Below are 19,372 nucleotides of genomic sequence, written 5' to 3' on the forward strand. Positions count from 1 at the left end.
TATCAACGCGGGGTTTGGCCGTATTGCCCGAAAAACTGCCTTTTATCTGAATCCCATTTTTTCCCTTCGGGAACAATGTCTTCCGGCTCAATGGTTTGAATGGCGACCGAACCGCCTACTCCCGATTTGACACCTTGGGTCATCGACGGCCCTTTTTCTACCGCAATACTGCGGAACAGGGCGGGATCGACATAGTTTCTGTCGGCAACGCCGTAATTGTTCATCCACACATCGACGGTCTGTTCCGTTCCGTCAATGGTAACGGGGATACGGCCTTTTCCGGCGATGCCGCGGATGCTGGGCGTAATCGCGCTGCCCGCATTGCGCGTATTCATGTTGTACACGCCGTTGAGTCCTTTGAGGATGTCGCCGGCGGCATCGGGGCGGTAGCGTTCGAGGTATTCTTTGCCGAGGTAGGCGTTGGAGACGTTTTTGCTGTATTGCTGCGCTTCGCCTTTCTGGTCTTTGGTCAGGCGTTTGCCGCGGACTTCAATAGTGTCGAGGACGGCGGTGTTGGGGGTAGCCGCATCTGCTGCCCACAGGTGCGGGCTGTGCCACAAAATACTGAGGCAGGCGACGATGGTTTTGAAGGGGTAGTTTCTCATGTGATGACTCCTTGTATTATCTTTATAACAGGCGCTCCGTCGGGGGAGGACGGTAATCAATTTTCAAGGAGTGGTTTGTAGAATGTGTTTTATGTTTTTATGATGGGGATTTTTGAGTAAGGATATTTGCTGTTTTTTGGATATTATAAGTTTTTGAAAAAATTTTATAAGTTTTGTTCCTTTGATGGTGCGTTTTACGGATAAACGGGATGAAAAACGTCGTCTGAAAACGGTGTGGCGGGTTTTCAGACGACGTTTTTATTGTTCAGAGGGCTTCGATTTTTCTTAACAATTCACGCAATGCTTGGGCGCGGTGGCTTTCGGCATTTTTGATTTCAGGGTCAAGCTCGGCGGCGGTGCAACCGTGTTCGGCCAGATAGAAATGAGGGTCGTAGCCGAAGCCGTTTGTGCCGGCTGCTTCGGACTGCCATTGGCCGCGCCAGATGCCTTCGGCGATGATGGGTTGCGGGTCGTTTTCGTGGCGGACGAGTACGAGTACGCAGACGTAGTAGCAGCTTTTGTCGTCTTTATCGGCAAGATCTGCAGACAGTTTGGCGTTGTTTGCGGCATCGGATTTGGGGTTTTCGCCTGCATAACGTGCGGAGAAAATGCCGGGTGCGCCGTTTAAGGCGTTGGTGCAGATGCCGGAATCGTCGGCAAGTGCCGGTAAGCCGCTGTATTTGGCGGCATGGCGTGCTTTAGCCAGGGCATTTTCAACAAAGGTATGGTACGGCTCGGGACATTCGGGCGTATTGAACTGCGATTGCGGCAGGACTTCGATGTTTAAGTCGGCAAAGAGGCGGGCAAATTCTTTGAGTTTGCCTGCGTTGCCACTGGCAAGGACGATTTTTTCAAACATGGTTTTTCCTTAATGGGTTTCGGTTTGCTGCATACGGGCCATTTGCGCGCGTGCTTTGTGGCGGATGTAAAGTGCAAGGCTGCCGATTTGGGCAAAAACGGCAGCAAAGGCAAACAGAAAGGCGGCAACGGCGAATTGTTTGCTGTGAATGCTCAGAAGATAAGCGCCCAACAGAATCAGTACGATAAACATCAGGGTAAACAGGGCAGTCAGGATCAGATAGGCTTTTTGTCGGGTCATGGCAGCTTGGGTAAAGGGAAAAAATGTTTTGATTATAACGTCAGATTGGGAATTTGAAACCATGCCGGATTCGTTAAAAAGGCCGTCTGAATATTTCAGACGGCCTTAAGTCGAATAACGGATTAACGCAATTCTGTGTGCAGGCGGCTCAACAATGTGGAGGCATCGCTGCCTTTGTATGGGCTGCCGTCTTTGTTCAACAGATGGAGGCGTGCGCCATTGTTGATAGGCTCAACATAAACGATGATTTCAGGATAAGTTTTTGGCGCTTCTGCTTTGCCTTTGCCAAATACGCGTTTGAACAGGCCGGGTTTTTTATTGGCAACTGCTTCGCCTTCGGTTGGCGCTTGTTGAACTAAGAAAGCGCGGCGTTCGGCATTTTGACCGATAACAGTCAGGCCGATGCGGTCGAGCGCAAGTGCGGTACGGCGCCAGTTGCGGCCGTAATCGCCTGCCAGCAGCAGGGTGCCGTTGTCCACACGGGCCAACTCAGAAGCATTGTTGCGGGCGGCAACGCTTTGGGTCAGGGCCTGTTCGGCTTGTTGGCCGTCAACGCCCAAGTATTGCATAAAGCGCGCGAGGAATGCGGCTTCGAGGTTAGGGTCGCTCTCGCTTGGCTGCCACATGGTGGTGTCTTTTTTACGGTCGGCATAAACTTCTTTCATGCCTTTATGGGCGAAGAAGATGTCGGTCGAACCGTTTTTGCCTTGTTCGATGCGGATGATGAATTTGTCGCGTTCGCTGGTGGAGTAGATGCCGCCCAAGCCGACTTTGTCCAACAGGCGGCGCAGGCTGTCTTGAGGGATTTTGGCTCGGTTTTCAGCCCATTCGGTTTCCATTTGGCCGATGGCCGGTTCTTCGGATTTGATGTCGAAACCGTTTTCTTGCCAGAATACTTTCAGCAACGGCCAAATTTCGCGAGGCGATTTGCCATCGACAACCAACCAGCGTTGGTTACCGTCACGCTCAAGGCGTACGCCTTTAACGGATTTCAAAACTTCTGCATTGGCAGGTTGTTGTACGGCTTGAGTGCGGCGTTTGTTGAAGTCGCTGGCACGGACGGCACCGCTGCCTGCCGGTAATTGATAGAGGTTGCCTTGGTCCGGGTTGTTCAAATCAGGTGGTACTTCCAGTTTGACCAGGCGGTGCGATTGACTTTGATAGTCGAGTTTGGGTTGTTCTTTTTTGCTGCCGGAACAGGCAGTCATGCTAATCAGGGCGAGGGCTACTACGATGGGTTTGATATAGGTCATCTTGTTTTCCTGTGGATGAAGTTCTTAACAGGGAGGCCGTCTGAAAAGGTGTTTGGGATTCAGACGGCCTTATTTCCGGATCAGATTTGTCCTGATTTTTCCAGAGCGGCTCGGACTTTGGCTTGACCGTCTTCGGTCAGTGCAACCAAAGGCAGACGAACATGGGGTTCGCATTTGCCCAATAAGCTCAGGCCCCATTTGGGCGCGGCCGGGCTGGGCTCGCAGAACATGGTGTTATAAATTGGGATAAGTTGCTCGTTTAGACGACGGGCGGTCGCAATATCGCCCTCAAGGGCGGCTCGGCACATGTCGGCAAAGAGTTTCGGTGCAACGTTGGCTGCGACAGTTACCACGCCGTGGCCGCCACACAGCATGAAGGGCAGGCCGGTAGGATCATCGCCGGAGAACACGGCAAAACCTTCAGGAACGCTGTTGATCAATTCGATGTTGCTGCCGATTTTGCCGCTGGCTTCTTTCACGCCGACGATATTCGGAATTTCGGCCAAGCGCAAAATAGTGTCGTTGCTCATGCTGACGACGGTGCGGCCGGGAACATTATAAATAATCATCGGAATCGAAGTGGCTTCGGCGATGGCTTTGAAATGTTGGTAAATGCCTTCTTGGGAAGGTTTGTTGTAATAGGGGACGACGGATAAGGTGTAGTCCGCGCCGGCTTGCTCGGCGGCTTGGGAAAGGGCGATGGCTTCGACAGTATTGTTGGCGCCTGTGCCGGCGATAACGGGAATGCGCTTGTTGACGTGTTTGACGGTGGCTTCGATAACGGTCAAATGTTCTTCGACAGGCAGGGTGGCTGACTCGCCGGTGGTGCCGACTGCGACGATGCCGTCGGTGCCGTTTTCAATGTGCCAGTCGATTAAGTCGCGAAGTTGTTCGTAGTTGATGCTGCCGTCTTGATTCATCGGGGTAATCAGGGCAACCAGACTGCCTTTTAACATACGGAAACCTTTAATTTTATAATGTGGGTGGATTATTCATCGGATTGTAGCTTACTTTGTTGTTTGTGTGAAACATATCCGCTATGAGGCCAGGCCGTTTAATCGTGATTTGTCATTATCTTAATGAATAATACATTTTTAAATCATTAGTTTGTTTGTTTTAAGATGGAAAAATACTGTCAAGGATTAAAATGTGTTAAGGCTGTTTGAGGCCGTCTGAAAATGATCGGGCAAAACTTTCAGACGGCCTGATGATTTTGAATTTGCTGATACATTTTAAATTAGTTAAAATGCGCATCTTAATATTTTTTAACGATTCTTAAGAAAGGGTCATTATGGCCGAAATGACAGATAAACAGGCCGGTTCGCCTGATTTGGTTTACGGTTTGGAAGACAAGCCGCCGTTTGGGAATGCGTTGTTGAGTGCGGTTACGCACCTTTTGGCTATTTTTGTCCCGATGATTACGCCGGCGCTGATTGTCGGAGGGGCGTTGGAGCTGCCGGTTGAAATGACGGCTTATTTGGTGTCAATGGCGATGGTGGCTTCTGGTGTCGGTACTTATTTGCAGGTCAACCGTTTCGGGCCGGTCGGTTCGGGCATGTTGTCGATTCAGTCGGTCAATTTCTCTTTTGTAACCGTGATGATTGCGCTCGGTACCGGCATGAAAGAGGGCGGTTTGACTGAAGATGCGATGATTTCAACGCTTTTGGGCGTGTCCTTTGTCGGCGCGTTTTTGGTGTGCTTCTCCGCTTGGCTTTTGCCTTATTTGAAAAAAGTGATTACGCCGACTGTAAGCGGCGTGGTCGTGATGTTGATCGGATTGAGCTTGGTGCATGTCGGCATTACTGACTTTGGCGGCGGCTTCGGTGCGAAAGCAGACGGTACATTCGGCTCGATGGAAAACTTGGGTCTGGCATCGCTGGTGTTGTTGATTGTTTTGGTTTTCAACTGCTTGAAAAATCCGTTGCTGCGCATGAGCGGCATTGCGGTGGGTTTGATTGTCGGTTATATCGTTGCGCTGTTTTTGGGCAAAGTGGATTTTTCCGCCCTGCAAAACCTGCCGCTGATTACCCTGCCGGTTCCGTTTAAATATGGCTTTGCATTTGATTGGCACGCGTTTATTGTCGCCGGTGCGATTTTCTTGTTGAGCGTATTTGAAGCAGTGGGCGATTTGACGGCGACTGCGATGGTCTCCGAGCAGCCGATTGAGGGTGAGGAATATACCAAACGCTTGCGCGGCGGTGTGTTGGCAGATGGTTTGGTGTCTGTGATTGCGACTGCTCTGGGCTCTTTGCCTTTGACTACTTTTGCGCAAAACAACGGCGTGATTCAAATGACCGGCGTGGCTTCGCGTCATGTGGGCAAATATATTGCGGCGATTTTGGTATTGTTGGGCTTGTTCCCTGTTATCGGCCGCGCGTTTACCACAATTCCGAGTCCGGTTTTGGGTGGCGCGATGGTATTGATGTTTGGCCTGATTGCGATTGCCGGCGTGCGGATTTTGGTCAGCCACGGTATTCGCCGCCGTGAAGCGGTTATCGCGGCGACTTCTGTCGGTTTGGGTTTGGGCGTGGCGTTTGAGCCGGAAGTGTTCAAAAACCTGCCGGTATTGTTCCAAAACTCAATTTCCGCAGGCGGTATTATGGCAGTATTGTTGAACCTGGTTTTGCCGGAAGACAAAACCGATAAAGCGGTTAAGGTGGAAACTGACAGTTTGGATCACTAAGCAAGCTTTATTCAAAGGCCGTCTGAAGTTTCAGACGGCCTTTTGGTTTTTCGGCTATAATATTGTTTTTATTTGTTATCCGAGTGGTTCGGATAGCCCTACCCGGAAAGGTTTTATATGACGGTTTATTCACTTTTTATCACTTGTCCTCGCGGTTTGGAAGGGTCTTTGACGCAGGAACTCGACAGCATGGCATGTCAGGATATCCGCGCTGTTGACGGCGGTGTCGCATGTAAAGGCACGATGGAGCAGGTGTACCGCATCAACCTGCATTCGCGCGTTGCCAGCCGCGTTTTGCTGCGCTTGACCAAAGGCGGTTATCGCAACGAACACGATATCTACAAACTGGCACGAAATCTGCATTGGACAGGTTGGTTTAAGCTGGAGCAGACCTTTAAAGTTAAAGTCGAAGGCAAGCGTGCCAATGTGAAAAGCTTGGATTTTGTCGGTTTGAAAATCAAAGATGCCGTCTGCGATGCTTTCCGCGATATTTATGATGCGCGTCCGAGCGTGGGCAAAATCAATCCCGATATCCGCATTCATGCCTTTATCGATGAGCGCAATGTGGAAATCTTTATCGATACTTCCGGCGAAGCACTCTTCAAACGCGGCTATCGTCAGGATACCGGCGAAGCGCCATTGAGAGAGAACTTGGCGGCAGGTTTGCTGCTTTTGGCAGGCTACGATGGTACGCAGCCTTTCCAAGACCCGTTTTGCGGCAGCGGCACGATTGCCATTGAGGCTGCATGGATTGCGACACGCCGTGCGCCGGGTTTGATGCGCCGTTTCGGTTTTGAAAAACTGCAAAACTTCGACAAAGAAAAATGGCAAGCGTTGCGCCGTGAGGCTGAAAAACAAATCAAACCGGCCGCCGCGCCCATTTCCGGCAGCGACAACGACCGTTATATGATCCGCGCCGCATTGGCTAATGCCCAAGCCGCCGAAGTGGATAATTTCATCCGCTTTGACGTGCAAGATGCGCAGGCCGTGCGTCCAAACGGCGAACACGGCATTATGATTTCCAATCCGCCTTATGGCGTGCGCCTTGCGGAAGTTCAAGCTTTGCAGGCTTTATATCCGCAACTCGGCACATGGTTGAAACAATATTACGCCGGCTGGCTGGTAGGAATGTTTACCGGCGATCGCGATATGCCGAAATTTATGCGCCTTTCTCCGAAGCGGAAAATTCCTTTGTTTAACGGTAATTTGGATTGCCGATTGTTTTTGATGGATATGGTTAAAGGTTCGAATCGGGGTTAAAACCTGAAATTAAGGCCGTCTGAAAGATGATTTCAGACGGCCTTTTTTGATTTGTTAAAACCGTCTTTGTTATAACGGAGTTTGCTTTTCTTTTTTGATATTAATGCACTGAAATTGTTTTCAGACGGCCTTTATCAAAGGAGCCGTGTAGATATAATTATTGAAATTTACAATCTATCAAATTATAAAAACCTATTACAAAATAAAGATGGATTGTTAAATAAAATACCATATCTAGTAGTATTGTGTTTTAATGCACACCATATCTTGTGTTTTATGGCGTTGCAATGAGCGGTTTGAAATTCACAATCGAGCAAATTGTTTGGCAGGAAGTGCCGGGCGAAGTGTCGTTGGCGTTTCTGTTTTCCGGTTGTCCGCTGCGTTGCAAAGGTTGCCATAGTGCCGATACATGGAAAGAGGGCATCGGCACGGAATTGACCGAGGATTATTTAAAAGGCCGTCTGAAACGCTATCGCGGATTGATTACGTGCGTGTTGTTTATGGGCGGAGAATGGCAGCCGGAAGCCTTGCAGAAAATGCTGGCCATTGTGACGCAGGCGGGTTTGAAAGCCTGTTTGTACACCGGCCTGGAGCGTGAAGAGCTGGAGGCGGTTTCAGACGGCATCCTGCCTTATTTGACGTATCTGAAAACCGGCCGCTGGCAGATGGAGTTGGGCGGTTTAGAAAGTCCGGCCACCAATCAGAAGTTTATCAATTTGCGCACGGGCGAAGTGTTGAACCGCTTGTTTATCAAAGACAAACCTGCGCCTAAAGTTTTTCCAGTAGCTTCAATTTAGCCCGGTGTTGTATTGCACTGATTTAAATTGAATTTATTGTATTCGCTGACAGCGATGTTTCAGACGGCCCAACCGTCATTGTTTAATAAATCAACCAAACCATACAGGAGAATTAACATGATTCGGCTGCATCCCGAACAGTTAAACGGAAAACTACAATTCATGCGTGACTACATCAGCGCGCAAAACGCGGCGGACGGCTCGAAAATGGACGCCAACGCCAACGTTACCCAGAAAAACATCGCTACGATGGAAGCGGAGATCATGAAAGACTTTTTCGTTCAGATTAACCGCGCCCAAGTGTCGCGCAAAATCGCCGAAATTTTCGACCAATCCGTTGCCGACGAATACATCCGCCAGATTGAGGCACACGAGATTTATGTGCATGACGAAACCAGCCTCAAGCCTTATTGTGTGTCGGTTACGCTGTATCCCTTCCTGCTCGACGGCTTAAGCAAACTCGGCGGAGAATCCAAAGCGCCGCAGCATTTGGCTTCGTTTTGCGGCTCGTTTATCAACCTAGTGTTTGCCATCAGCGCGCAGTTTGCCGGCGCAGTGGCGACGGTGGAATTCCTGACCTATTTCGACTACTTCGCTCGCAAAGACTACGGCGAAGATTATTTGGAAACCCACGGCAAAGAAATCGCCAACCATATGCAGCAGGTGGTGTACAGCATCAACCAGCCTGCCGCCGCACGCGGCTATCAAAGCGTATTCTGGAATATTTCTGTTTACGATCAATACTATTTCGATGCGATGTTCGGCGATTTCGTCTTCCCCGATTTCAGCAAATCAGTGTGGGCGAGCGTGGCGAAGCTGCAAAACTTCTTCCTCAAATGGTTCAATCAGGAACGCACCAAAGCCGTTTTGACCTTCCCCGTCGTGACCGCTGCGATGCTGACCGATGGCGGCAAATGCAAAGACACCGTGTTCGCCGACGAAATGGTGAAAGAGTTGGCGGAAGGCAATTCCTTCTTCGTCTATCTTTCCGACAACCCCGACTCCTTGGCTTCCTGCTGCCGTCTGCGCAACGCCATTGAAGACCGCACCTTCAGCTACACACTCGGCGCGGGCGGCGTGGCGACCGGTTCCATCAACGTCATCACCATCAACATGAACCGGCTGGAACAAGACGGGCGCGACCTTGCCGCCGAAGTGGCCAAAATCCACAAATACCAATACGCCTACCGCAAACTGATGGAAGAATACCAAGCTGCCGGAATGCTGCCCGTTTACGATGCAGGCTTCATCACGCTGGACAAACAGTTCCTCACCATCGGCATCAACGGCATGGCGGAAGCAGCCGAATCGCAAGGCATCAAAGTCGGCTACAACGACGATTACATCAACTTCGTCCAAGGTCGTCTGAAAACCATATTTGAAGCCAACCAAGCCGCCAGCAAACACTATGGCGTGAAGTTCAACACCGAGTTCGTTCCCGCCGAAAACCTCGGCGTGAAAAACGCCAAATGGGACAAAGCCGGCGGCTACAAAGTCAGCCGCGAATGCTACAACTCCTATTTCTACGTCGTCGAAGACGAAGAAATCAACGCGCTCGACAAATTCCTGCTGCACGGCAAAGAACTGGTGGACTGGCTCGACGGCGGCTCCGCGCTGCACCTGAACCTCGACGAAGCCCTGCCCGAATCCGGCTACCGCTCGCTCTTGGACATCGCCGCGCAAACTGGCTGCAACTACTTCTGCGTGAACGTGCGCATCACTATTTGCAACGAATGCGGCCATATCGACAAACGTACCTTGCACGCCTGTTCCGCCTGCGGCAGCCACGACATCGACTACGGCACCCGCGTCATCGGCTATCTGAAACGCGTCTCGGCCTTCTCCAGCGGTCGTCGCAAAGAACATGCGCTTAGACATTATCACCGTAAAGCGGCGTAATCGTTGAAAAAAGATTGCTTGCAAACCTAAGGCCGTCTGAAATTTCAGACGGCCTTGATCATGTTGAAATAGGCAGGCTCTTTCAATGATATAGTTCTGATTAAATTAAACAAAAACTCTTGACACCTTCATATAATGAATTAACATATAACTTTCTTTAACCTAAATTTAAAAAAGTGAGAGACACATGAAAACATCAGCTTTATTGGCGGCTTTGTTGGCAGCCCTGTCCCTGTCAGCATGCGGCGGTTCAGGCTCATCTTCTTCTGCCGTTTGTGACGAGTATGAAAAAGCATTTGCCGAAGCAACTAAAGACGTAGATGCTGCAACCAAAGACATGATGCAAAAATCTTTCGAACAAACCAAAGAAGCGTTGAAAAACCTGCCAGCAGACCAACGCGATGCAACTTGTAAAACTTCTTTGGACGCTTTGAAAGGCGTACCTGCTGCCGAAACTCCTGAAGAGAAAGCCGAAGAAGCCAAAGATGCCGCTGAAGAGGCTAAAGAAGATGCAAAAGACGCAGCGGAAGATGCCAAAGAAGCTGCCGAAGACGCTAAAGAAGAAGCTAAATAATTCGGATAGCTTTAGAGAAAAACGGATTCCAATGATTTGGAATCCGTTTTTTGTTTTGTGAACTAGAGTGTTTGGGATAAAGCATTTTTAGTTTTCAGACGGCCATTTTTCATGCCGTCTGAAAGCGTTAGTTTCAACTAAGTTTAATTTACAACAGAAAGCCATCAATCAAACAACCGCGTGCGTGCGTACCGTACACACCCTACATGTTGATTTTGAAGTTCCGTGTAATTCATAGGTAGGGTGCGTGGCGTAGCCACGCACGCGGTTGACTGGATATACAGGCTACGGTTTGCTAAAGTGTACAGGCAGAGCTTATTTGTTTAAATACTGTATTTTTGCATCGTTTAAACTATCGGCTAGTTCTTGGATACTATTCAGTAGTTTATCGATATCCTGTTCAGGATCGGTATAGAAATAGTCAATGGTGAACGTCAGCGTTTTACCAAACTGCTCAGGGATTGGGGGAAGAGCCAGAGCGCGCAGTTGGATACTATCTCCACCTCGTGCATGGTCGCGTACCCACCATGACAAAAACTCTAATGCTTTCAAACCCGTTTCATCACGTGTAATCATGAAGTCGATTGAAATCAAGATTTCGTCCGATAAACCGCCATCAGTCCGTTTCAATGCACCTAACGGATAGTCACCAAATATGGGAAGCGTAAAATCATCCGATGTGATTTCAAATAGCATATAGCGATTTACCGTAGCAAGTTTGATACCGGGAATGCTTTTAATGACAGTGCTGAGTTCTTGTACGGGTTGAGGAATGTCGGAATTGTCTTCGTCTGATTCTAGCTCTAATTCTTGGTTGTCTTGAGTAGATGCTAAATTTTCTTGTTCTATTTCCACAACAATTTGTTTTACTTGGATTTTTGTTTTATCTTCTTCTTGTTTTCGTTTTAGCAGAGTGGAGAGAAAGTCTTTAATACCCATGATAATGGTTACTTCTAAATTTGAGATAATAGTAAAAATGTTTGATTGTATTTTATTTTTTTAATGTGTCAAGATGACAAAATAATTTCTAGATAAATAAACCTTAAAGTCAAGTGAGATGTGTGGCATAGCTACTCATACGGTGGGTTGGGCATGCGGGCTACAGCTTGCTGAAAGCGCTAGCTTCAACGAAGTTAAAAGTTGAAACGGCAAACCGCCAATCAAGCAACCGCGTGCGTGCGTACCGCATACACTCTACATGTTGGTTTTGAAGTTTCGTGTAATTTACAGGTGGGGTGTGAGGCGTAGCCACGCACGCGGTTGGCGGGTTGGGTTTGCCGTATCGGTTTTTCAGGCTGCCTTGCTTGGTGGATTGGAAGGCTAGCTGAAAAATCGGAATGGATGCGAGGCATTTGTAATCGCTTGCGTGGCGGAGCCACACCTTAATCTTGCTAGATTTATCGTATATAACTAGAACTGCCATTCTAAAAGTAAGTTCTTCAAGAAAAAATCTCTTGAACTCTCTTCCGTTGTAGTTCCATTCAGCCTTCCTTGCAAATAATTGTCTATTATGAATTTATTTGATAGAATGTCAATGTATATATCATATTGACTTATGTTTCTATTTTTTATAATTAAATAATGAATTATATATATAGATATTAACTTTCCAACATACCACTCCAAATGTCTCCATAAATTGCTATATTCATTAATTAACTTACCAGAATGAACTATTTGATTTCTGTGTAGATAAATTCTATCTAGCTGCAGTCTTATGGCTGTTTCAGAAGTATTAATTTTATTATTCCAATGTTTTATTCTTTCTTCTGTGTTTTTATAAATATTATTTAGTCTAATAAACTCGCTCGTAAGAAGTTCTGAGTATTCTTTAAGTTCATTATACGGATCTAAGCTATCATTGCTATAATCTTTTGTTAATATTTCATATATAGAGGAAATTTCTTCTTTTGTAGCAATGTGTATATTATTAATTTCCTTAGTAAAAAACCTAAATTTATAGTCATGTTGCGATTCAGTCTGTTTCAATCTATTAACAAATGAAGCTAATTCCCTACCTACTGCCCCAAGAGACAACGTCTGACTTACAAATTCCTGTACTGACTCAATATCACTATTTTTGCCATAAAATGGTAATAAAGTTTCTAATGAAGTCCACAATAAAAGAAATGAATTTTCAATAGATCTAGATTTTAAGGATAGATTATAATAACTAAGGCTATCATATATGTTTTCTATGTATGGCATATTTTTAACTTTACCATTTGTACAATTAAGCCCATTTACTCGTAAAGAAGATAAAGTAGAATGCAATGTACTTTTTCTTTGCTTTATATTTATAGGATCTATATAGAAACTTGATTTTTGAAAAACATCACCATTGGAAAATTTCCAATATATATTATCAAAATAATCAGAAATAAAATTTAGCTTAATTTCATAATCCGCTATTAATGAATATTTAAACATGAAATCATAAAGTTTTCTTAAAAAAGAATGTGGATCAAAATACTTGCCAACTATGTATATAAACTCCGCATCATTGTTTTGTTGTTGAATATTACTAGGAAATAATTCCTTTAATTCTGCAAAATTTTTAATCTCATATTCAAAATTAATTTTGTTAATATTGAAAAACTCTTTCAAAAACAATTCAATATTATTTCTTTCTTCATTTTTCAATAATTTAATAGCAAAGCAATATTTATAATTTTTTTTAGAGAAACGGTTTAAAAAATTAATAACATGAGATGGGCTTGCGGGTTTTTTTATATATCTATATGCAACATCGCTAATTGATATAGGTGAATATCCCGTATGAATTAAATAAGGAATTAAGCAGTTTATTAATTTATTTATGTTATCAATATTTCTATCAAATCCAGCCGTAAAATTAACATTTTTTGCATATTCAATTATTTTAATATAATATTCTTTATGTAATGTTCTTTGAAATATTCGTAATTTATGAAGTATTTTTGGCACGTTCTCTAATTTAATATTGTTTGGTTCATTATTCTTGTCTAAACAAATAAATTTAATTATTTCTTTGTAATTATCATTTATAATTGGATCATTATAGATACTAAAAGGCAAGGCTTTATTTCTTGCTTCATTCATTAAGCTTCTAAATCTATTTATTGCCTTTTCTTTCTTTAATACATATTCTCCTACGTCAATTAATTCATCAATAAGTGAGAATCCACAAGTTGTAGAATGTATATTAGATATAGACTCTTGGTAATCTACCTTTTGTTTTATTCTTTCAAAGAAATATTTGATTGAAGAGAATTTATCATCACTCCAAGAATCGTGCCAATCCTGTTTTTTAGGAATCCACATTTAAATTGCCTTTCATGTGTAGTTTAATAATTAGGATAATATTATGCTCTTTAAATATTTACCAGTATAACTAGTTTCTGCTTTCACCACATCTTCAGGTGTGCCACAAGCTACAATCCTCCCACCACCATCACCCCCTTCCGGTCCCAAGTCCACAATCCAATCGGCAGTTTTAATCACATCCAGATTATGCTCGATAATCACAATCGAGTTGCCTTTGCCTTTCAGACGGCCTATGACTTCCAGCAGCAGGGCGATGTCGGCGAAGTGCAGGCCGGTGGTGGGTTCGTCGAGGATGTAGAGCGTTCTGCCGGTGTCGCGTTTGGAGAGTTCCAAGGCGAGTTTAACGCGCTGGGCTTCGCCGCCGGAGAGGGTGGTGGCGGACTGACCGAGGCGGATGTAGCCGAGGCCCACGTCCATCAGGGTTTGCAGTTTGCGCGATACGGTGGGGACGGCGTCGAAAAATTCGCGTGCTTCTTCGACGGTCATGTCGAGGACTTGGCTGATGTTTTTGCCTTTGTATTGGATTTCGAGGGTTTCTCGGTTGTAGCGTTTGCCGTGGCAGACTTCGCAGGGGACGTACACGTCGGGCAGGAAGTGCATTTCGACTTTGATGACGCCGTCGCCTTGGCAGGCTTCGCAGCGGCCGCCTTTGACGTTGAAGGAGAATCTGCCGACGTTGTAGCCGCGTTCGCGCGAGAGGGGGACACCGGCGAAGAGTTCGCGGATGGGGGTGAACAGGCCGGTGTAGGTGGCGGGGTTGGAGCGCGGGGTGCGGCCGATGGGGGATTGGTCGACGTTGATGACTTTGTCGAGGTGTTCGAGGCCGTGGATGTCGTCGTATGGGGCGGGTTCTTCTTGGGCGCGGTTGAGTTCGCGGGCGGTGATTTTGGCGAGGGTGTCGTTAATCAGGGTGGATTTGCCGCTGCCGGATACGCCGGTGATGCAGGTAATCAAGCCGAGCGGCAGTTCGAGGGTAACGTTTTTGAGGTTGTTGCCGCGCGCGCCTTTGAGGACGAGCATTCGGTCGGGATTGACGGGCGTGCGTTCAGACGGCACGGCAATGGATTTTTTGCCGCTGAGGTATTGTCCGGTAACGGATTTTTCGCATTTGGCGACGTTTTCGGGCGTGTCGGCAATCAGTACGTTGCCGCCGTGTTCGCCCGCGCCGGGGCCCATATCGACGACGAAATCGGCTTCGCGGATGGCGTCTTCGTCGTGTTCAACCACAATCACGCTGTTGCCCAAATCGCGCAGGCGTTTGAGGGTGGCGAGCAGGCGGTCGTTGTCGCGCTGGTGCAGGCCGATGGAGGGTTCGTCCAATACGTACATCACGCCGGTCAGGCCGCTGCCGATTTGGCTGGCGAGGCGGATGCGCTGGGCTTCGCCGCCGGAAAGGGTTTCGGCGGAGCGGGAGAGATTTAGGTAATCCAGTCCGACGTTGATCAGGAAGCCGAGCCGCTCGGTGATTTCTTTGAGGATTTTTTCGGCGATTTGTTTTTTGTTGCCGTCCAAATCCAGCGTTTCAAAGAATTGGTGGGTTTTGGTCAGCGGCCAGGCGGAGACTTCGTGCAACGGTTCGCCGCTGACGTAAACGTAGCGCGCTTCTTTGCGCAAACGTGCGCCGCCGCAGCTCGGGCAGGCGCGGTGATTTTGGTATTCGCGCAGTTTTTCGCGCACGGTTTCGCTGTCTGTTTCGCGGTAGCGGCGTTCGAGATTGGGGATGATGCCTTCAAAGGCATGGCTGCGGTTGAAGGTGGTGCCGCGTTCGGACAGGTAGGTAAAGTCGATGACTTCTTTGCCCGAACCGTGTAACACGACTTTTTTCACTTTTTCCGGTAGGCTTTCCCAAGCGGCGTTGACATCAAATTTATAATGATGCGCCAGCGATTGAATCATTTGGAAATAGAATTGGTTGCGTTTGTCCCAGCCGTCAATCGCGCCTGCGGCTAAGGATAATTCGGGATGGGCGACCACTTTTTCGGGATCGAAAAAATTGGTGTTGCCCAAGCCGTCGCAAGTCGGGCAGGAGCCCATCGGGTTGTTGAAGGAAAAGAGGCGCGGCTCTAATTCGGGCAGGCTGTACGAGCACACGGGGCAGGCGAAACGCGCGGAAAACCAATGTTCTTCACCGCTGTCCATTTCCATCGCCAGCGCGCGCTCGTTGCCGTGGCGTAGCGCGGTTTCAAAACTTTCCGCCAGTCGTTGTTTGATGTCGGCTTTTACTTTCACGCGGTCGATGACGACATCGATGTTGTGTTTGATGTTTTTTTCCAGCTTCGGTACTTCTTCGAGCTGATAGACCTCGCCGTCCACGCGCACCCGCGCAAAACCCTGAGCCTGCAAGTCGGCAAAGAAATCGACAAACTCGCCCTTACGCTCGCGCACTGCCGGTGCAAGAATCATCACGCGCGTGTCTTCCGGCAGCTTCAATACGGCATCAACCATCTGCGACACGGTCTGGCTGGACAGCGGCAGATTGTGTTCGGGGCAATACGGCGTGCCGACGCGGGCGTATAAAAGGCGCAGGTAATCGTGGATTTCCGTTACTGTGCCGACGGTGGAACGCGGATTGTGGCTGGTGGATTTCTGCTCGATGGAAATCGCAGGCGACAGGCCTTCGATCAAATCGACGTCGGGTTTGTCCATCATCTGTAAAAACTGCCGCGCATAGGCTGACAGGCTCTCGACATAACGCCGCTGCCCTTCGGCATATAAAGTATCAAATGCCAGCGATGATTTGCCGCTGCCCGACAGCCCCGTGACCACCACCAGCTTGTGGCGCGGAATGTCCAAATCGACGTTTTTCAAATTATGCGTGCGCGCGCCGCGAATGCGGATGGTGTCGTTATCGTGTGAATGTTTGGGATGATGGTTGCACATATTGTCAGGCCGTCTGAAAAATAAAATAAACGGCTATTGTAGCACTTTTCAAATGACAGACTGGATAGATAAAGCATTTGATATAAAAGAAACAAAGAGGCCGTCTGAAAATATGTTTTCAGACGGCCTTGATATAGATGAATCAGCTTATCAGTCGATTTTGCGGAGAATTTCGCGCAGGGCTTTTTGCCAGTCGGACGGTTTGATACCGAACTCGGTCTCTAGGCGTGAGCAATCCATGATGCTGTATGCCGGACGCGGAGCAGGCAGGGGATATTGATCGGTGGTAATCGCGTTCAGTTCCGGAACGCGGAAGCTGTTGTCTAATTGTTGGGCCGTCTGAAAGATGGCTTTGGTAAATTCGTACCATGTTGCCGATTTATTGCCACAGTAATGGAAGATGCCGCGCGGGGAGGTGGGTTGTTGTAATAATTCGATAATGGCGTGTGCCAAATCGCCTGCATAAGTCGGACAGCCGGTTTGGTCGTGAACGACGGAGAGGGAATCGCGTTCTTTGGCAAGGCGCAACATGGTTTTGACGAAATTGCTGCCGTATTCGCTAAACAGCCATGAGGTGCGAATAATAATGCTTTCCGGATGCGCGGCCAAAGCCAAAAGTTCGCCCGCTACTTTGGATTGACCGTAAGTGCTGCGCGGATTGGTGTAGTCGGTTTCGCGGTAAGGGCGTTTGCCTTCGCCGTCGAATACATAGTCGGTGGAAATATGGATAAAGCGGGCATGCGCGGCGCGGGCGGCTGCGGCTAAGTTGTGAACAGCGCTTGCGTTGACGGCAAAAGCAGCTTCGGCATTTTCTTCTGCTTTATCGACGGCAGTGTAAGCTGCGGCATTAACGATGGCATCGGGTTGGAAATTTTTGATCATATGATGCACAGCTTCAGTATCGGTAATGTCCAGCGAAGTCGAATCGGTAGCAATCAGTTCCCAATCTTCGGGCAGGCGGTCGCGCAGACAACGGGCAAGCTGGCCTTTGGCTCCGGTCAATAAAGTACGCATGGTTGAGTATCTCCTCTGATGGCTGTTAAATAGGTGTCTGCGTCATTATAGTGTAAGTACGACAAATTCACATTATTAGCATCGAACAAAATACAAACAGGGCTGTATTTGAGTAAGTAGTCGATATTATCTACCTATAATGTAACTATTCATCAATATTTTAATAATATACTATAACTATAGTTAAAATATAGGTTTTAACTAGATGGATTAAGCAGTTATATTGGTTAAGAAATTGTGAATCAATGTTAATGTTTTTATGATTATTAGGATAATGGTATTTAAAATTAGGGGAACTTCTGTCCTTTTGTCGGTAAATTCTACCGTTTGATATTTTTGAGTAAATATTTTGCAAAATATTACTAAAATAATAATTGGGCAAGGGCGGATTTGCTCGTTCCGTCAACCCAATATTTTATTAACTTTTGGGAGTAATTATTATGGCATACTGTTACGGGGGGTATTATACTAGACCCCTGGTTAGTTCTTACTGCGCTCCTGCGCCTAAGGCTTCCTACTCTTCTTACTACTGCGCTCCTGCAGCAAAATCTTCTGTTTCTATCGGCAGCATCGCTAGCATTGCCAGCGTCGGCGTGTCAGTAGTTAACGCGGTAACCGGTTTGGTTTCTGCTATTGCGGCTTTCTGCCCACCGGCAAAAACGCCTAACTACAAATGTGTTCCGGTTTGCCCACCTTACAACTGCAATCCGATCAAACCGATCCCATGTCCAAAACCACAACCTAAACCTCAGCCTAAGCCTCAACCAAAACCTGAGCCTAAACCTGAGCCACAACCAGAACCTCAACCAGAACCAAAACCACAACCAAAACCTGAGCCTAAGCCAGAACCAAAACCTGAGCCGAAACCAGAACCTAAGCCAGAGCCAAAACCTGAGCCTAAACCAGAACCAAAACCGGATTGCAAAGATTGTAAAGACGATCACAATCAAGACAATTCATACGGTCACGAAGATAAAAACCCAGGTAATGTCATCCGAGCTGAAGACTGCAAAGACGGCAACGTTATCCGCGGTACTGATGCTAAAGATACCATTTATGGTACTGCTTGCGAAGACATCATCTACGGTGGTAACGGTACAGACGTAATCTACGCCGGTGCCGGTAACGACACCATTTACGGTGATGCTGACGGTGACTCTCTGTACGGTGAAGACGGTAAAGACTACCTGCAAGGCGGTGCTGGTAACGACTACCTGAACGGTGGTTCCGGTGCTGACATTATGCGCGGTGGCGACGGTAACGACGTTTACTTCGTTGACAATGCCAATGACCAAGTTATCGAGTATGGTAATGCACACGCCGGTATTGATACTGTTCGTACCGTTATTGACTACACACTGACCGATCACGTTGAAAACCTGATTTTGCAAGGTATGCAAAACCTGAACGGTACTGGTAACTCTTTGAACAACAACATCGAAGGTAACGGCGGCAACAACCATCTGTATGGTTTGGCCGGCGACGACTGCCTAGTTGGTAAAGACGGTAACGACTACCTCGACGGTGGTGTCGGCAACGACATCCTGATCGGTGGTACCGGTAACGATACTTACTTCTTCGACAAAGGTTACGGTCACGACACTATCCGTGAAGAAAGTGGTAATGACACCCTGTTGTTCGGTAAAGGCGTTGCAGCTTCCGACGTATTGCTGAGCAAATCTGGTGCTAACCTGACTGTTTCTGTCGGTACTAACGACAGCATCACCATCGACGACTGGTTCACCGGTAACGATCACAAAGTTGAAAACTTCAAGTTTGCTGACGGTAGCACTTACCAAGTAACCGGCCACGGCGACTACTACTCTCTGTCTGCTGTAAACCAAATCCAAGATCAGACTCAGGCTCCTGCCATCTGATAGGATGATGGTTTTTAGGGTTTGTCCCTAAAATCAAAGTCTAAGGCCGTCTGAAACCGAGCTATAAGGTTTCAGACGGCCTTTATTTTGTAAACAATCTGACGAAAGATGCCAAATTGGGCTAA

16 protein-coding genes are annotated in these 19,372 nt (G+C 47.4%); 6 read left to right on the top strand and 10 right to left on the bottom strand.

Annotated features, from left to right (window positions below; all coding sequences use genetic code 11):
* Positions 1 to 2 precede the first annotated feature (2 nt).
* The 5 genes from HMPREF2661_RS11725 to dapA all read right to left on the bottom strand — a co-directional run bounded on the left by HMPREF2661_RS11725 (position 3) and on the right by dapA (position 3,913).
* The gene (locus HMPREF2661_RS11725; protein WP_283140435.1) at positions 3 to 605 is read right to left on the bottom strand and encodes a TonB-dependent receptor plug domain-containing protein; all 603 of its coding nucleotides are present in this window, start codon (positions 603 to 605) and stop codon (positions 3 to 5) included.
* A 265-nt stretch (positions 606 to 870) separates the two neighbouring features.
* Complete coding sequence (gene rdgB / locus HMPREF2661_RS01690; RefSeq protein ID WP_049359772.1) at positions 871 to 1,464, bottom strand: RdgB/HAM1 family non-canonical purine NTP pyrophosphatase; 594 nt, start codon at positions 1,462 to 1,464, stop codon at positions 871 to 873.
* A gap of 9 nt (positions 1,465 to 1,473) precedes the next feature.
* Entirely contained in the window at positions 1,474 to 1,704 is a 231-nt protein-coding gene (locus HMPREF2661_RS01695; RefSeq protein ID WP_003746993.1) for an NGO_0222 family membrane protein, read from the bottom strand.
* 122 nt (positions 1,705 to 1,826) lie between these two features.
* Entirely contained in the window at positions 1,827 to 2,957 is a 1,131-nt protein-coding gene (gene bamC, locus HMPREF2661_RS01700; RefSeq protein ID WP_049322660.1) for an outer membrane protein assembly factor BamC, read from the bottom strand.
* 80 nt (positions 2,958 to 3,037) lie between these two features.
* Complete coding sequence (gene dapA, locus HMPREF2661_RS01705; RefSeq protein ID WP_049322659.1) at positions 3,038 to 3,913, bottom strand: 4-hydroxy-tetrahydrodipicolinate synthase; 876 nt, start codon at positions 3,911 to 3,913, stop codon at positions 3,038 to 3,040.
* A 335-nt stretch (positions 3,914 to 4,248) separates the two neighbouring features.
* Here dapA and HMPREF2661_RS01710 point away from each other — a divergent pair, with 335 nt between their 5' ends.
* From HMPREF2661_RS01710 to HMPREF2661_RS01730, 5 genes are all read left to right on the top strand, one after another.
* Positions 4,249 to 5,640, top strand: a complete 1,392-nt coding sequence (locus HMPREF2661_RS01710) for a nucleobase:cation symporter-2 family protein (RefSeq protein ID WP_003746988.1) — start codon at positions 4,249 to 4,251, stop codon at positions 5,638 to 5,640.
* A gap of 117 nt (positions 5,641 to 5,757) precedes the next feature.
* Positions 5,758 to 6,900: a THUMP domain-containing class I SAM-dependent RNA methyltransferase gene (locus HMPREF2661_RS01715; protein ID WP_070822180.1), complete on the top strand. Its 1,143-nt coding sequence runs from the start codon at positions 5,758 to 5,760 to the stop codon at positions 6,898 to 6,900.
* A gap of 287 nt (positions 6,901 to 7,187) precedes the next feature.
* Complete coding sequence (nrdG, locus tag HMPREF2661_RS01720) at positions 7,188 to 7,697, top strand: anaerobic ribonucleoside-triphosphate reductase activating protein (protein ID WP_070822181.1); 510 nt, start codon at positions 7,188 to 7,190, stop codon at positions 7,695 to 7,697.
* 54 nt (positions 7,698 to 7,751) lie between these two features.
* Positions 7,752 to 9,596 carry an anaerobic ribonucleoside-triphosphate reductase gene (gene nrdD / locus HMPREF2661_RS01725; RefSeq protein ID WP_084824296.1) on the top strand — a complete coding sequence of 615 codons (1,845 nt, stop codon included), beginning with the start codon at positions 7,752 to 7,754 and terminating at the stop codon, positions 9,594 to 9,596.
* A 187-nt stretch (positions 9,597 to 9,783) separates the two neighbouring features.
* Positions 9,784 to 10,170 carry a DUF5339 family protein gene (locus HMPREF2661_RS01730; protein ID WP_004519763.1) on the top strand — a complete coding sequence of 129 codons (387 nt, stop codon included), beginning with the start codon at positions 9,784 to 9,786 and terminating at the stop codon, positions 10,168 to 10,170.
* A gap of 315 nt (positions 10,171 to 10,485) precedes the next feature.
* Here the strand turns inward: HMPREF2661_RS01730 and HMPREF2661_RS11660 are convergent, their stop codons facing one another.
* The 5 genes from HMPREF2661_RS11660 to rfbD all read right to left on the bottom strand — a co-directional run bounded on the left by HMPREF2661_RS11660 (position 10,486) and on the right by rfbD (position 17,370).
* Complete coding sequence (locus HMPREF2661_RS11660) at positions 10,486 to 11,109, bottom strand: hypothetical protein (protein WP_199900471.1); 624 nt, start codon at positions 11,107 to 11,109, stop codon at positions 10,486 to 10,488.
* Positions 11,110 to 11,269: 160 nt separating this feature from the next.
* Positions 11,270 to 11,551: a hypothetical protein gene (locus tag HMPREF2661_RS11565; RefSeq protein WP_159069871.1), complete on the bottom strand. Its 282-nt coding sequence runs from the start codon at positions 11,549 to 11,551 to the stop codon at positions 11,270 to 11,272.
* A gap of 29 nt (positions 11,552 to 11,580) precedes the next feature.
* Entirely contained in the window at positions 11,581 to 13,473 is a 1,893-nt protein-coding gene (locus tag HMPREF2661_RS01745; RefSeq protein WP_070822184.1) for a hypothetical protein, read from the bottom strand.
* 30 nt (positions 13,474 to 13,503) lie between these two features.
* On the bottom strand, positions 13,504 to 16,356 hold the full coding sequence (gene uvrA / locus HMPREF2661_RS01750; protein ID WP_070822185.1) for an excinuclease ABC subunit UvrA: 2,853 nt from the start codon (positions 16,354 to 16,356) through the stop codon (positions 13,504 to 13,506).
* Positions 16,357 to 16,506: 150 nt separating this feature from the next.
* Complete coding sequence (gene rfbD / locus HMPREF2661_RS01755; RefSeq protein ID WP_049322836.1) at positions 16,507 to 17,370, bottom strand: dTDP-4-dehydrorhamnose reductase; 864 nt, start codon at positions 17,368 to 17,370, stop codon at positions 16,507 to 16,509.
* A gap of 593 nt (positions 17,371 to 17,963) precedes the next feature.
* Here rfbD and HMPREF2661_RS01760 point away from each other — a divergent pair.
* The gene (locus HMPREF2661_RS01760) at positions 17,964 to 19,247 is read left to right on the top strand and encodes a calcium-binding protein (RefSeq protein ID WP_193388259.1); all 1,284 of its coding nucleotides are present in this window, start codon (positions 17,964 to 17,966) and stop codon (positions 19,245 to 19,247) included.
* Positions 19,248 to 19,372 lie beyond the last annotated feature (125 nt).

It is taken from the genome of Neisseria sp. HMSC061B04, assembly GCF_001836705.1.
Taxonomy (GTDB): Bacteria; Pseudomonadota; Gammaproteobacteria; order Burkholderiales; family Neisseriaceae; genus Neisseria.

Coding starts and splice junctions, on each gene's coding strand:
- HMPREF2661_RS11725 (WP_283140435.1), bottom strand. CDS start 605: ATGAGAAACTACCCCTTCAAAACCATCGTCGCCTGCCTCAGTATTTTG.
- rdgB (WP_049359772.1), bottom strand. CDS start 1,464: ATGTTTGAAAAAATCGTCCTTGCCAGTGGCAACGCAGGCAAACTCAAA.
- HMPREF2661_RS01695 (WP_003746993.1), bottom strand. CDS start 1,704: ATGACCCGACAAAAAGCCTATCTGATCCTGACTGCCCTGTTTACCCTG.
- bamC (WP_049322660.1), bottom strand. CDS start 2,957: ATGACCTATATCAAACCCATCGTAGTAGCCCTCGCCCTGATTAGCATG.
- dapA (WP_049322659.1), bottom strand. CDS start 3,913: ATGTTAAAAGGCAGTCTGGTTGCCCTGATTACCCCGATGAATCAAGAC.
- HMPREF2661_RS01710 (WP_003746988.1), top strand. CDS start 4,249: ATGGCCGAAATGACAGATAAACAGGCCGGTTCGCCTGATTTGGTTTAC.
- HMPREF2661_RS01715 (WP_070822180.1), top strand. CDS start 5,758: ATGACGGTTTATTCACTTTTTATCACTTGTCCTCGCGGTTTGGAAGGG.
- nrdG (WP_070822181.1), top strand. CDS start 7,188: ATGAGCGGTTTGAAATTCACAATCGAGCAAATTGTTTGGCAGGAAGTG.
- nrdD (WP_084824296.1), top strand. CDS start 7,752: ATGTTTCAGACGGCCCAACCGTCATTGTTTAATAAATCAACCAAACCA.
- HMPREF2661_RS01730 (WP_004519763.1), top strand. CDS start 9,784: ATGAAAACATCAGCTTTATTGGCGGCTTTGTTGGCAGCCCTGTCCCTG.
- HMPREF2661_RS11660 (WP_199900471.1), bottom strand. CDS start 11,109: ATGGGTATTAAAGACTTTCTCTCCACTCTGCTAAAACGAAAACAAGAA.
- HMPREF2661_RS01745 (WP_070822184.1), bottom strand. CDS start 13,473: ATGTGGATTCCTAAAAAACAGGATTGGCACGATTCTTGGAGTGATGAT.
- uvrA (WP_070822185.1), bottom strand. CDS start 16,356: ATGTGCAACCATCATCCCAAACATTCACACGATAACGACACCATCCGC.
- rfbD (WP_049322836.1), bottom strand. CDS start 17,370: ATGCGTACTTTATTGACCGGAGCCAAAGGCCAGCTTGCCCGTTGTCTG.